This window comes from Sphingobium sp., assembly GCF_033795625.1.
Lineage (GTDB): Bacteria > Pseudomonadota > Alphaproteobacteria > Sphingomonadales > Sphingomonadaceae > Sphingobium.
The window spans coordinates 1-12849 of the sequence record NZ_JARYGI010000060.1; the positions used below are offsets into that span (position 1 = coordinate 1).

At 61.2% G+C, this 12849-nt stretch carries 17 protein-coding genes and 1 pseudogene; 13 read left to right on the forward strand and 5 right to left on the reverse strand.

The window, feature by feature from the left end; genetic code table 11:
• Window positions 1–55 precede the first annotated feature (55 nt).
• The gene (locus tag QHC67_RS17910; RefSeq protein WP_319296394.1) at window positions 56–277 is read right to left on the reverse strand and encodes a hypothetical protein; all 222 of its coding nucleotides are present in this window, start codon (window positions 275–277) and stop codon (window positions 56–58) included.
• Window positions 278–1031: 754 nt separating this feature from the next.
• On the opposite strand from QHC67_RS17910, the gene QHC67_RS17915 reads away from it, so the two are divergent.
• A complete protein-coding gene (locus QHC67_RS17915; protein WP_319296396.1) occupies window positions 1032–1241 on the forward strand; it encodes a hypothetical protein in 210 nt (69 codons plus the stop codon).
• Window positions 1242–1727: 486 nt separating this feature from the next.
• Here QHC67_RS17915 and QHC67_RS17920 read toward each other — a convergent pair.
• A pseudogene (locus QHC67_RS17920) lies at window positions 1728–2370 on the reverse strand (magnesium chelatase domain-containing protein); the annotation flags it as partial.
• A gap of 71 nt (window positions 2371–2441) precedes the next feature.
• Window positions 2442–3107, reverse strand: a complete 666-nt coding sequence (locus tag QHC67_RS17925; RefSeq protein ID WP_319296398.1) for a helix-turn-helix domain-containing protein — start codon at window positions 3105–3107, stop codon at window positions 2442–2444.
• Window positions 3108–3212: 105 nt separating this feature from the next.
• Between QHC67_RS17925 and QHC67_RS17930 the strand changes: the two genes are divergently transcribed.
• The 12 genes from QHC67_RS17930 to QHC67_RS17985 all read left to right on the forward strand — a co-directional run bounded on the left by QHC67_RS17930 (window position 3213) and on the right by QHC67_RS17985 (window position 10454).
• Entirely contained in the window at window positions 3213–3647 is a 435-nt protein-coding gene (locus QHC67_RS17930; protein WP_319296400.1) for a VOC family protein, read from the forward strand.
• Between the two features lie 24 nt (window positions 3648–3671).
• Window positions 3672–4352, forward strand: coding sequence for a glutathione S-transferase family protein (locus QHC67_RS17935; RefSeq protein WP_319296402.1), 681 nt, complete (start codon window positions 3672–3674; stop codon window positions 4350–4352).
• Window positions 4349–4705, forward strand: coding sequence for a DUF1428 domain-containing protein (locus tag QHC67_RS17940; RefSeq protein WP_319296404.1), 357 nt, complete (start codon window positions 4349–4351; stop codon window positions 4703–4705). The genes QHC67_RS17935 and QHC67_RS17940 overlap by 4 nt, the downstream gene beginning before the upstream one ends.
• Window positions 4706–4718: 13 nt before the next feature.
• Window positions 4719–5525, forward strand: a complete 807-nt coding sequence (locus QHC67_RS17945) for a VOC family protein (RefSeq protein WP_319296405.1) — start codon at window positions 4719–4721, stop codon at window positions 5523–5525.
• Window positions 5525–6004 carry a VOC family protein gene (locus tag QHC67_RS17950; RefSeq protein ID WP_319296407.1) on the forward strand — a complete coding sequence of 160 codons (480 nt, stop codon included), beginning with the start codon at window positions 5525–5527 and terminating at the stop codon, window positions 6002–6004. Before QHC67_RS17945 ends, QHC67_RS17950 begins: the two co-directional genes overlap by 1 nt.
• The gene (locus QHC67_RS17955; protein ID WP_319296409.1) at window positions 6001–6459 is read left to right on the forward strand and encodes an SRPBCC family protein; all 459 of its coding nucleotides are present in this window, start codon (window positions 6001–6003) and stop codon (window positions 6457–6459) included. The genes QHC67_RS17950 and QHC67_RS17955 overlap by 4 nt, the downstream gene beginning before the upstream one ends.
• A 132-nt stretch (window positions 6460–6591) precedes the next feature.
• A complete protein-coding gene (gene rpmH / locus QHC67_RS17960) occupies window positions 6592–6726 on the forward strand; it encodes a 50S ribosomal protein L34 (protein ID WP_104955291.1) in 135 nt (44 codons plus the stop codon).
• 32 nt (window positions 6727–6758) lie between these two features.
• Window positions 6759–7133 carry a ribonuclease P protein component gene (gene rnpA, locus QHC67_RS17965; RefSeq protein ID WP_319296422.1) on the forward strand — a complete coding sequence of 125 codons (375 nt, stop codon included), beginning with the start codon at window positions 6759–6761 and terminating at the stop codon, window positions 7131–7133.
• Complete coding sequence (gene yidD, locus QHC67_RS17970) at window positions 7130–7342, forward strand: membrane protein insertion efficiency factor YidD (protein ID WP_319296410.1); 213 nt, start codon at window positions 7130–7132, stop codon at window positions 7340–7342. Before rnpA ends, yidD begins: the two co-directional genes overlap by 4 nt.
• Before the next feature lie 53 nt (window positions 7343–7395).
• Entirely contained in the window at window positions 7396–9111 is a 1716-nt protein-coding gene (gene yidC, locus QHC67_RS17975) for a membrane protein insertase YidC (RefSeq protein WP_319296412.1), read from the forward strand.
• Window positions 9108–9755 (forward strand): ribosome biogenesis GTP-binding protein YihA/YsxC, encoded by a 648-nt coding sequence (gene yihA, locus QHC67_RS17980; RefSeq protein WP_319296414.1) that lies wholly within the window; start codon window positions 9108–9110, stop codon window positions 9753–9755. Before yidC ends, yihA begins: the two co-directional genes overlap by 4 nt.
• 24 nt (window positions 9756–9779) lie before the next feature.
• Complete coding sequence (locus QHC67_RS17985; protein ID WP_319296416.1) at window positions 9780–10454, forward strand: glutathione S-transferase family protein; 675 nt, start codon at window positions 9780–9782, stop codon at window positions 10452–10454.
• A 17-nt stretch (window positions 10455–10471) separates the two neighbouring features.
• Here the strand turns inward: QHC67_RS17985 and QHC67_RS17990 are convergent, their stop codons facing one another.
• Together QHC67_RS17990 and QHC67_RS17995 are read right to left on the reverse strand one after the other, a co-directional pair.
• Window positions 10472–11641 carry a GGDEF domain-containing protein gene (locus QHC67_RS17990; protein WP_319296417.1) on the reverse strand — a complete coding sequence of 390 codons (1170 nt, stop codon included), beginning with the start codon at window positions 11639–11641 and terminating at the stop codon, window positions 10472–10474.
• Window positions 11642–11691: 50 nt separating this feature from the next.
• A complete protein-coding gene (locus QHC67_RS17995; RefSeq protein ID WP_319296419.1) occupies window positions 11692–12570 on the reverse strand; it encodes a LysR substrate-binding domain-containing protein in 879 nt (292 codons plus the stop codon).
• Window positions 12571–12849: the final 279 nt, after the last annotated feature.

Here is a 12849-nt window from a genome sequence, read left to right on the forward strand (position 1 = left end):
CTTCAAATGACCGACGTCAAACTGTCGAAGTCCTCAGATCGATCCCCGAACGACCCTATTTCCGCACCCTGCTAAAGCGCCTTACAGCCACGTTCAGCCTGTCGTCCCAGCCCTTGCGCTCGAACAGCCACCAGAGACCATGAGGATCGAAAAGGGCATGATGGCCACACACGCCACAGACAGGCTTGATGGTGTAGTGCCAAGCAGCGGCCTCAAAGATACGTGTGGCGACCCTGAGGCCGTCCTTGAACGCCGCCACGTCACCAGGGTATCTCATCGTCCGTAATGGCCTCAGGGACCCTCATGGCCTCCAGAAGCGGCAAAGGCTCTTCCTCCTGACTGGCCAGTGCAGCGGCATCGTAAGGGGACACAGCGGCCCATTCGACCCTCCAGTCATGCTCGACCTGGGCACCGTTGATCCTGGTGTGCCCTGCGCCCTCGGTGGCTACCCTAAAGCTATGCTCAGAGCCGTTTTGCAGCCCTTCAAGGAGCGTTCCGTCCGAGAGGGTGACCCAGTACCGGGGAGAGGCTGGAGGGACTCTGAGGACCGTCTGAATGTCCCCTGTGACATGGAGGTAATAGTGGCCTGGAGTGATCTGGATGCTCATGGTCTGCCTCGACTCGGTGGAGGAGGAGATTAGAACATAAAGGGAACAAAATGAAGCTATTGGGCCGTGGGGATACTCTTGCCCGAAACTCTCTCACAATTCTCGCGGACCGGGCGATCCTGGCCTCAGACCGGGCAACTCGGTGCCTAGTGCGCTCTATGGGGGCATCAACGCTAATTAGAAGCTCGCGCACGTCGCGCCTTCGGTCCGTGGTGCTATTGGGTTCCGGTGACATAAAAATGACTCCCGTTATGAGCGGGAGCGCGTGAGTCTCTCGGGCATCGGCGCTCAAGAAGATCAGCCAATGATGAGAAGCTTTAACATTATTCTGACAGATTTGATAATCAAACAATGATGCGGCTAGCCGTGACCTTCGGCCAACCCGTAGTGACACGCAGTTCCTTCAGCCCTAAAAATCCTCTCATGTCCTGCGAACTAGACGACATCCTGGCCCAAGTGGACTGCCCCAAGTGCGGCGCGGTCATCAACGTGCCTTACGGCCAGATGCGGATACAGAAGGCGGCTGGGTGTTCCTGTGGGGCCTTGATCCGGCTGGAGGACGATACGCCCATAGGGGCCGTTCAGCGCCTGATAGACGAAGCGAACCCGCCCAAGGCTGAGAACGACTCCTAGGGACGCAGTTACTGCCGAGGCGACTTAGAAGACGGCGGCCGCTGTGAGGACCATGAGGACCCATAGGCCCGCTGAGAAGGCCAATCCATGCACTAGGCCTGTGGCAGCGTCCATTCGGTTGATATACTGCGCCATGCTGCCTCTCCTCTATGCGTTATGGATAACCAACTGAGGAATAACCCTTATGTTCCCGTGTGGGCTCTAGGTCCTGTCGTGCGTCCATAGTCTTTGCCTCCGACCCCGGCTCGGGAACAACGCCGTAAATCTCACGGTATGAAGCGACAACTGCTGTCCCTAAGCACCCTGTCAGGAACGCCCACCACAGGAGCAATAACGGATTTAGCCTTCTCATTCCAAAGGCATATGTCACAGGCCCTAACGGCGGGTTAAGCCTCAAGGATCGCCCAGGCCAATCGATGTGCAGCCGTCCCGTGAACCGACAGGATAAACTTCTCTGACATCTACCCAGGGGGTCTTGACGACCACACATGATCATGTTGTGGCCGCCCGCCGCCGCGATTTCCAGAGCGCGCTTGGCGGTTTCCTGACCCTTGACCTGCCGCAGATCGGCCGTGCGCATTGGCGTCTCGACTTCGCCGGGCAGCGGGGCGGAGAGCATCGCTGTGCCCTTGAAGTGATTGAGCAAAGGCAACAGGCCGGGTGCGGCCACGACTTCGACATGCCCCGCCCACGCCGCTTCGCTGCCTTGCGCGGCGGGGCAGATCAGGCCGAGGCCTTGCTCACCAGCATGGAGCGCGGCCAGCAATACACCGGGCGATGGCGCTACGCGGCCGTCGAGCCCGAGTTCGCCGACCACCACATAGCCGCTCAGCGTTTCGGCATCGATGACGCCCATCGCGCCCAGCAAAGCCAGCGCGATCGGCAGGTCGTAGTGCGAACCTTCCTTCGGCAGATCGGCGGGCGACAGGTTTACCGTGATCCGCTTGGGAGGAAGCGAGAGGCCGATGGCGGCGATGGCGTTGCGCACGCGCTCCTTGCTCTCCGTGACCGCCTTGTCGCCCAGCCCCACGACGATGAAGTTCGGCAGGCCCGGCACAAGCTGGCACTGCACTTCCACGCGGCGCGCCTCCAGCCCAAGGTAGGCGACCGTGGATACTGTTGCGACCAAGCCGAACCCCCAAAGTTGTGCCGCTTTTGTTCGCGCCCTTCTGGAGACGAGCGCGCCAAGAGTCGAGCGGTTTATTGGGCCTTGTGCAGGTCCGGCGCGGCAGGGGGCAACGGGAACAGGTGCATGAAGTGGTCTATCAAATCGGGATTTCCGGTGGCGGTCAGGCGGTCCGATACGTCCCCGAGCGGCACACCGCCATAGAGGCTGGCGATCAAGGCGTTCTGGTCGCCGGAGAAGAGGGCATCCACGTCGTCGATCTCACCCCGGTCGACCGTGATCGCGCCGCCCGCGATTTCGGCACGGTATGTTTCGGGGCCGAAGTGGAGGCCGATCGTGGCGCGCATGTCTCCTGCCCGGTCGGCCGAGAACATGGTGCGCATCGACAGGATCACCGATACGGGACTCATCGGCCCAGGCTCCTTGTGCGGGGAGCGCGAGGCCCAGCGGCCCAAGGCCTTGATCAAACCCTCCGACTCCAGGCCCCATTGCGTCAGTTCATATACTTGCACGGACGCAGGGGGCGGGAGCTTTCGGCGCTGGACGATGCTCGCCGCTTCCAGTTCTTCGAGACGTTGCGTGAGGACGTTCGCGCTGAGACCAGGAAGCGCTGTACGGATGTCGGAAAAGCGGCGAGCACCCAACAGCATCTCCCGCATCACGGGTATGGCCCAGCGATCCCCGATCAGGTCGAGGGCATGGGCGGCAGCACAGCCATCCGAATAGGCTCTTTTCTTCAATGCGCATCCTTAGTTATTTTTTCTAACTTTTATGTTGTAATAAGTAATCTTGCTTGGCAGGTTGTTCAACAGGAACGACTCGAAAAAAACTTGGGAGAGACGACGATGGCGAAGATGATCTTCGTGAACCTGCCAGTCAGCGATCTGGCGCGTTCGATAGCGTTCTACGAAGCCGCAGGCGCCGTGCGGGACGACCGTTTCGCCGATGAGACGGCACAGTGCATGACCTTTTCCGAAAGCATCCATGTCATGCTGCTGACGCATGAAAAGTTCAGCACGCTCACCAGCCGGTCGATGATCGACTCCCGAACATCCGCGCAAGTCTTGTTCGCTTTGTCGGAGGAAAGTCGCGATGCGGTGAACGCCACGGCAAAGGCAGCGCTGGCGGCGGGAGGGAGCGAAGTGGAACCTGCGGAGGACCATGGCTTCATGTTCCAGCGGGCGATCGCCGATCCCGACGGACATGGATGGGCGCTGACGTGGATGGACATGGCGGCGTTCGAGCAGATGCAGGCCGCACGGGAAAATGCGAGCGCCTGAACCACATCCGAAAAGGAGAGAGACATGCCGGTAGATGCCAATGCGCCCATCGAAGTGACGGGCTTTTCCTGGGTTCCGCCGTTCGCGCGCGGGCACGTTCGCGACATTCGCGTGCGTTGGGCTCTGGAGGAAGCGGGCAAATCCTATCGCACCCGCCTCTTCCACGCGATGAAGCCGCGCCCTGAACTCTACTTCGAGGAGCAGCCTTTCGGCCAAGTTCCAGCCTACGGCGATGGAACGGTGCAGTTGTTCGAGAGCGGAGCCATCGCCCTCCACATCGCACAGGATTGCGAAACGCTGTTGCCCGCCGATCCGGCTGGACGGGCGCGCGCCACCACATGGGTGATCGCAGCGCTGAACAGCGTCGAGCCCATGATCAGCGAATTGAACACCATAGACGTCTTCAGCGCAGGAGAGGAATGGGCGAGGCTGCGGCGTCCGGGTGCCGAAGACCAGATCCGGGGCCGCCTGGCGAAGCTGGGCGATTGGCTGGGCGACAAGACCTATCTGGAGGACGACTTCACGGTCGGCGACCTGATGATGGCGAGCGTGCTGCGCGGCCTGGACGGAAATCCCTTAATGGACGAACAGCCACGCGTTGCCCGATATTATGCGCACTGCATAGGACGACCGGCCTTTCAGGCGGCGCTGGCGGCGCAAATGGCAGACTTCACCGAAGAAGCAAAAGAAGGAGAGTTGGCATGAGCTATATCGACGGATTCGTGATCCCGGTGCCGAACGGCAACAAGGAAGCCTATCGCGCCATGGCAGCCAAGGCGGCCCCCGTGTTCATCGAACATGGTGCGACACGTATCGTGGAAACTTGGGGCGACGACATAAAGCCGGGCAAGACCAACGACTTTCGCACAGCAGTCATCGCGGAAGAGAGTGAAGGCGTGGTATTCTCGTGGATCGAGTGGCCATCGAAGGAAATCCGCGACGCAGGCATGGAAAAGGTCATGAACGACGACCGCATGAAGCCGGATGGCGACATGCCGTTCAGCGGGGAACGGCTGATCTATGGCGGCTTCGCGCCGTTGCTCGACGAGAAAGCGTGAGGGGAGACAATCCATGACACCGTCCGTACATCCCGGCGGCAATCCGTTCGTCTGGTATGAATTGATGACCAGCGATGTGGCCGCAGCCCAGGAATTCTACGCCAAGGTCGCAGGCTGGACCACGTCCGAGATCGACGCGAACGGCGCGCCCTACACGATTCTTTCGGCGAATGGCGAAGCCATAGGCGGCATGTTCGGCCTGCCGGACGAGGCAACCGCTGGAGGCTCGTCGCCGGGCTGGTTCGGCTATATCGCCGTGCCGGACGCGGACGCCGCTTTGGCGGCGATGGTGGCGGACGGAGCGACTGCCCACATGCCGGTCACGCATATCGAGCAAGTCGGCAAGATCGCGATGCTGGCTGACCCGCATGGTGCGACCTTCTATATCATCCAGCCCGAAGGCGAAGGTCCGGTTACGGCCTTCTCCCCCATGCCCAGCCCCGGCAAGATCGGGTGGAACGAGTTACTGGCAGCGGACGCCGGGCAAGCGCTTGCCTTCTATGGCCGCCATGCGGGCTGGGAGGAGAAAGGCGCGATGGATATGGGGCCGATGGGAAGCTACCATTTTTTCGGGCTGCCGGACGGCGCGACATTGGGTGCCCTGATGTCGCGCACCGCGGACATGCCGCCGCCGAAGTGGAAGCACTACATCTGGGTCGACGAGATCGATGCCGCCCATGAGCGCCTGAAGGCCGCCGGCGGTCAGGTCCGGATGGGACCGCAGGAAGTACCCGGCCCGCTGTTCGTCATAGAGGCAGTCGATCCGCAGGGCGCGTCCTTCGCATTGGTCGGAGAACGCCACGGTTCAGGAGCAGAATGATGACGAAGATCAAGCCATGCCTGTGGTTCGACAGGGAAGCCGAAGAAGCCGCAACTTTCTATACCGGCCTGTTCCCCGGTGGCGCGATCACCGCCCTTTCGCGCTATGGCGAAGGGATGCCGGTTCCGGCGGGAACCGTCATGCTGGTCGAGTTCTCCATCCTTGGGCAGGATTTTCAGGCTCTCAATGGCGGCCCGCATTTTACGTTCACCGAGGCGATTTCGATGTCGGTGTCCTGTGCGGATCAGGCGGAAGTAGACCGCTACTGGGATGCTTTGATCGCCGATGGGGGCCGCGCGGTCCAGTGCGGATGGCTCAAGGACCGATTCGGGCTCTCCTGGCAGATCGTGCCCGAAATGATGACGCGGTTGCAAGTACAGGGCGGCCCCGGCGTGGACCGAATGATGCACGCCATGATGAAAATGGTTAAGCTTGATATCCAGGCGCTGGAGCGCGCCTATGCAGGAGACGATGCATGACTGGCGAAACTTCCCATGAACTGTCAGTCGAGCGGCGCATTGCCGCGCCTCCGGAGAAAGTCTGGGAGGTCATGACCGAACGCTTGACCGAATGGTGGTGCCCGAAGCCCTGGACGACGGAGATCGTGGAGATGGACCCGAGGCCGGGTGGTCGATCCGCAATGATCATGCGCGGACCCAATGGCGAGGAACACCCGCAGGAAGGCATTTATCTGGCGTACGAGCCTGGTCGCCGCTTTGCGTTCACCGATGCTTTTACCGTGGGCCTGAAGCCTCAAGGCCCCTTCATGATCGGCATTTTCGAGATCGAGCCGGACGGCGACGATACGCTTTACTCTGCCAAAGCGAGGCACTGGACTGCCGAAGCCATGGAACAGCACCGGGAAATGGGCTTCGAACCCGGTTGGGGGGCAGTCGCCGATCAGCTCAAGGAATTGTGTGAGAAGGAAGCGTAGAGTGCGTATCACCGCCTCCGACGGTTGACTCGGAGGCGGCTTTTCCCTATCGGACCCGCTCGACACGCGGCTGCCGGATTGGCGGCCCTTTTTTGTCTTGCCGATTTTAGACTAGTATTTGAGGAATGAGCGATGAAGCGCACCTTTCAGCCGAGCAATCTCGTCCGCAAGCGGCGGCACGGTTTCCGGGCCCGGATGGCGACGGTAGGCGGCCGCAACATCCTGCGCGCACGTCGCAGCCGCGGCCGGAAGAGCCTGAGCGCCTGATCGAATCTGCAGGAGAAGGCGGCGCCATCGCGATCCTCGCGAAGCGCGCCGATTTTCTTGCGGCGAATCGGGGGCGCAGACAGCCAATGCCGGGATTCGTGCTGCTGGTCCGTGACCGGCAGGACGGCGATCCGGTGAAGCGAGTCGGCTTTACCGTCACCAAGAAGATTGGCGGCGCTGTCGTCCGGAACCGGATGAAGCGCCGTTTTCGCGTTCTGGCGCGGGAGCTTCTGCCCGAGCACGGCATTGCCGGTGCCGACCATGTGCTGATCGGCCGCGAAGGAGGGGTCGAACGCGACTTCGCGCAGTTGCGGGCAGAAATGGAAAAGGCGCTGCGGAAGCTGGCGGCTGGCGGCGGACAGCCCCCTCGCCCACCCCGCGCCAAGGCCGGCAAGCCAACGAGATGATCGCGCGCATCCTGCAACTGATGGCGCGCGGATGGCAGCTTGGCCCCTCGCGCATTTTGCCGCCCTCCTGCCGCTATGCCCCGAGTTGCTCGGAATATGCGATCGAGGCGCTCGGAAAATATGGTGCGGTGAAGGGTAGCTGGCTGGCCACGAAGCGGCTAATGCGATGCCACCCATGGGGCGGGTCGGGCTACGATCCTGTCCCCTGATCTTACTGTAGCGGCCTTTCAACACAGACTTTACCGGCGGGAGCCAATCTGACGTGGACGACAAGCGGAACATCATTCTCGCGGTAGTGCTGAGCGCACTGATCCTGTTCGGATGGCCCTATATCGCGCAGTGGTTCTTCCCCACTGCCAATCCTCCCGCGACGCAGATCCAGGGCGGCAAGACCACGCCCGTCGCCAGCCCCAATGCCGATCCCGCGGCAGACAGCCCCACGGCAATCCGGGACCGAGGCGCCGTCCTGAAAGGCAGCCCCCGCGTCGCCATCGAGACGCCCAAGCTGCAGGGATCGATCAACCTGAAAGGCGCGCGGATCGATGACATCGTGCTGCCGACCTATCGCGAGACGATCGCCAAGACGTCTCCCGCTATCCGGCTCTATTCTCCGGGGGGTACGCGCGACGCTTATTTCGCGGGCTTTGGCTGGTCGGGCGAAGGGCTGAAAGGGCCGGACGCCAACACATTGTGGACTGCTTCGGGATCGAAGCTGACGCCGACGACGCCGGTTACGCTCTCGTGGAATAACGGGGCGGGCCAGTTGTTCGAAATCGGGCTGTCGGTGGACAAGGACTTCATGTTCACCGTGAACCAGAAGGTCACGAACAGCAGTGCGGCTCCGGTCGGCGTGCGCCCTTATGGCTATATCAGCCGCGATGGGCACTCGAAGGACCCGACGAGCTGGACGATCCACACTGGCCCCATCGGCGTGTTCAACAATGCGGCGAACTATGATGTGGACTTCACCGATCTGGACGAGGAGGGCAACAAGTCCTTTCCCAGCACGGGCGGCTGGATCGGCTTCACCGACAAATATTGGCTGTCCGCACTGGTCCCGGATCAACGCACCGCGTTCAACGGGCAGTTCCGCAAAGGCGCCGGGTCGCAATATCAAGCGGATTACAGCCTGAACCCTGTTCTCCTCGCACCCGGCAAGGCCGTGACGCAGACGTCGCGCCTGTTCGTGGGCGCGAAGGAAGTGCGCACGCTGGAGGCCTACCAGGATGCGCCCGCGCCACAGGGCATCGCCCTGTTCGACCGCGCGATCGACTGGGGCTGGTTCTACTGGTTCGAAAAGCCTATTTTCTCGCTGCTGCACTGGCTGTTCACGCAGATCGGCAATTTCGGCGTGGCGATCATCTGCCTCACGCTCATCGTGCGCGGGCTGATGTTCCCCGTGGCCCAGAAGCAGTTCGCCAGCATGGCGGCGATGCGCGCCGTGCAGCCCAAGCTGAAGGCGCTGCAGGAGAAGCATAAGGACGACAAGCCCAAGCTCCAGCAGGAGATGATGGAGCTGTACAAGCGCGAGAAGGTCAATCCGCTGGCGGGCTGCCTGCCGATCTTCCTGCAGATCCCGATCTTCTTTGCGCTGTACAAGGTGCTGCAGCTCACCATCGAAATGCGGCATCAGCCGTTCGTGCTCTGGATCAAGGATCTTTCCGCACCCGATCCGCTGCACGTTCTGAATCTGTTCGGCCTGCTCGACTTTCAGCCGCCCGCGTTCCTGGCGATCGGCGTGCTGGCTATCCTGCTTGGAATTTCCATGTGGCTGCAGTTCAAGCTGAACCCGGCGCAGATGGACCCGATGCAACAGCAGATCTTCTCGCTGATGCCATGGATGATGATGTTCGTGATGGCGCCCTTTGCAGCGGGCCTGCTGGTGTACTGGATCACCAACAACCTGCTGTCGATGGCGCAGCAGTGGTGGCTGTACAAGCGGCATCCCGTGCTGAATACGCCGGTGGCGGCAAAGTGACGCCCGAGAAGGATCAGGTAGAGCTGATCGAGACGGCGCGGAAGATCTTCGCCGGGCCGATCCTGTTCCTGAAGTCTGCGCCGGACCTCAAATTCCTGCCGGACGCGTCCGTCAATGAAGTGGCGTTCGCCGGCCGGTCCAACGTCGGCAAGTCCTCGCTTCTCAATGCACTCACCAACCGCAATGGCCTTGCGCGCACATCCAATACACCTGGACGGACGCAGGAGCTGAACTTCTTCGACGTGGGTGAGCCAGTGACGTTCCGGCTCGTCGACATGCCCGGCTATGGCTACGCAAAGGCGCCAAAGGATGTCGTGCGTAAATGGCGGTTCCTGGTGAACGATTATCTGCGCGGGCGGGCCGTGCTGAAGCGGACGCTGGTGCTGATCGATAGCCGCCATGGCATCAAGGATGTCGACCGCGATATCATGAAGATGCTCGACGACGCGGCAGTCAGCTACCGCATCGTGATGACCAAGGCGGACAAGGTGAAAGCGACCGAACTGGACGCGGTGGTCGGCCGTACGGCCGAGGAAATCAAGAAGCGGCCCGCTGCGCACCCCGACATCATCGCCACGTCCAGCGAAGGCGGCATGGGCATTGCCGAACTCAGGGCCGCCGTGCTGGAGGCAGTTACCGGCTAATCCAAAGGTGACAGGAGATATCGCGTGCTGAAACTGATCGTCGGCAACAGAGCCTATTCAAGCTGGTCATTGCGCGGATGGCTTGCGGCAAAGCAGTCCGGCCTGCCTTTCGAGGAAGTGGTCGTTTCCCTGTACGACGATGCCTGGGCGACGCGAAAGGCACAGGACGATCTGGTCCCCTCCGCAGGCAAAGTGCCGACCTTATGGAACGGCGAGACCGTCGTTTGGGATAGCCTGGCCATTATCGACTATCTGAACGATCTGACCGGCGGCACCCGCTTCTGGCCGCAGGATCTCGATGCGCGAGGCATGGCGCGGTCCATGGCGGCAGAGATGCACGCGGGCTTCGTCGCGCTCCGTCGTGCCTGCCCGATGAACACCCGCCGCATATTCGATCCCGCGCCGCCTGGTGAAGCCGTCGCAGCAGACCTCGCACGTATCCAACAACTATGGGCGCAGGCGCGCGCCTGCCATGGCGGCAGCGGGGATTTCCTGTTCGGGAATTTCGGCGCGGCGGACATCATGTTCGCGCCGGTTGCTAGCCGTATCGTCAGCTATCAATTGCCCGTGACGCCATTTGCCCAACGTTACGTGAACGCGGTCATAGCCCATCCATGGATGCAGGACTGGATCGCCGCAGGTCAGGAAGAGGACTGGGTGCTGGATCAATATGAGCAGCAGCCGACCGGAGCGCTCTAACTAGGAGTATCTCGACTTCAGGGCTCTACTTCCGCGGCCAGATAGACGCGATTGCGCCCATGTTCCTTCGCCAGATACAGGGCGCGGTCCGCAGCCTTCAGGGCAGCGCGCGGATCGTCATAGGCCAGCACGTTCGCCACGCCGGCGGAGAAGGTGATCCGGTCCATACGCTCGCCAGTCGAGCGATTGACCAGGTTTCGCGTCGCCAGGTCCGCTCGCGCGGCATCCACCAGCTCGCAGGCTTCCGACGCAGTCTTGCCGCGGAAAAGCATCACGAACTCCTCGCCGCCGTGACGCGCGACATGGCATTTGTCTCCGGATATCTTGGCGAGCAAGCCACTGACGAACTTCAGAACCCGATCCCCGGTTTCATGGCCATGCGTGTCGTTGACCAGCTTGAAATGGTCGATATCGCAGAACGCAACGCTGATAGGCTCGCGATCATTCTGCGCCTTCAAGGTTTCCGCCGTGAGCGTGGCTTCGAAGGCACGCCGATTGGGCAGGCCGGTCAGGTGGTCCTGTTCGGCAGCACGCCGCGCAGTCTCCAGGCTCTGCTGCAGTGCCTTGGTCTGCTTGGCGCTATCCCGCATTTGGGCTTCCACCTGGCGAGTCTTTTCCACCATGGTACGAGTCAGCCCAATCAGGCGCGCCAGGACCGGCTCAGCCTTCGCCTCTTCGGAGAGATCGCGGACCTGCTCCTGCAAGGCCGCACCGTAATCCTTCGCCGAATCGCGCGATTCGACGACAATGCCAGTGATCTGGGTAAGGTTGTTCTCGACCTTATTCAGCATCTCATGCAGCGTATCGGCGGAGACATCCTTGTTCGGCCCATTGGCCACCACGGATTCGACCCAGCCGTTGGTGATTTTCCCTCGCTCTGCGAGCACCGCGGCGACCGCCTTTTCGATGCCGTGGTCGTTACCGGTCAGATAGTCCTGCGCCACGCCGAAGTTCAGGGGCGTCAGGTCAAGGTCATGCGCAAACAGGAAGGCGCCGATGTCCTGATATAGCTGCCGTCGGCGGTCGACTTCCCGGCTGAAGGTCTTGCCGGCTGGCGTTCGCGCAGAAGCGGGTTCTTCGACCGGATCCTCAGCCTTGGCGCTCAAGCGATTCGCCCAGCGCGCCAGCCGGTCCGCGATACCCTGCTGCGTGCCATTCCCTGGCGACTGTAGTGCTGCTTCCCTCATACTCCCATAACGACACTATTGGGATGAAGTTTAGGTTAAGCACGCAAAAATCAGATGTCGACGCCGATCAGCCAATCGTGGAAAATCCGCACCGCCCGATTTTGAAGCGCGCGGGGCCGACACACGAAAAAATATCGGTACGGGCTTTCCACATGCTGATTGAAGAGCCGCATCAGCCGGGGATCATGCGCTCCATTATAGTGGCTGGCGTGCATGACCGCCACGCCAAGACCCTGTGCCGCCGCTTCCAGCATCAGCGGACCGGAGTCATAGTTATCGATGGCCGCAGGCTTCAGATCCGGCTGCCCGATCGCTTCCTTCCAGGCATCGAAGCTCGCCAACATCTCGCGATGCAGTAGCACCGTGTGCGAAGCGAGCTGCTGCGGCGTCTCGATCGCCTTCGGTCCTTCGACCAAGCTCCGATTGGCGATAAGGTAGACCTCGTCGCGATCCAGCTCATGCGCGTACAAAGCGGGATCGATGTCTTTTGCAAGAACAATGGCGGCATCCAGGCCTTCGCCCAGCCGCGTAACCGCGTGAGGGGTAGTCTCGACGTCAAGATGGAGCGTCGGATGCAACTTGCGCAGTTCGCCCAGCCGGGGAAACAGCCGCTGGCTGGCGAAAAGCGGAAGGACAGCAAGACGGAACCGCAACTGATTGCCGCCGCTCTGGATGTTCTCCATTGCGCTGGACATGGCATCGAGCGCGGGCGCGATGTCGTCGAGCAGGCGCTGGCCAGTCGCATTGATCTCCATCGACTGATGTTTGCGGTCGAAGAGAGATTTGCCGATAAACCGTTCAAGCGCTTGCACCCGTCGGCTAAGCGCGGGCGTAGACAGCGCCAGCTCCTCAGCCGCCGCCTTGACGGAGCCGAGTCGCGCCACCTGCACAAAAGCCTCTAAAGCCGTTAAGGGCGGCAGCCGGCGCATTTGTTCCTATCTTGAACCTCAAGTTTTTGCGGTGCACCATGACGCCCCACGGGCTGTGAGCCTTTGGTCAACACCAGTTAAGCGTCATGAAGCCAGAAATAGGCAGCATGTGCAAGGTGCAGAATCTGCAATCATCAATCCTCCTTTCGCAGTTGCGGCATGGGCCTTCCCCAATCATAGGGGAGTTGCCTTTCAGGCATCCTCTCCTAACAGGTCGCGGAAAAAGGCTCTTCACCTGACCGTGTTGGCATGATTCAATGCCCTAAGCGAGATTTGAGG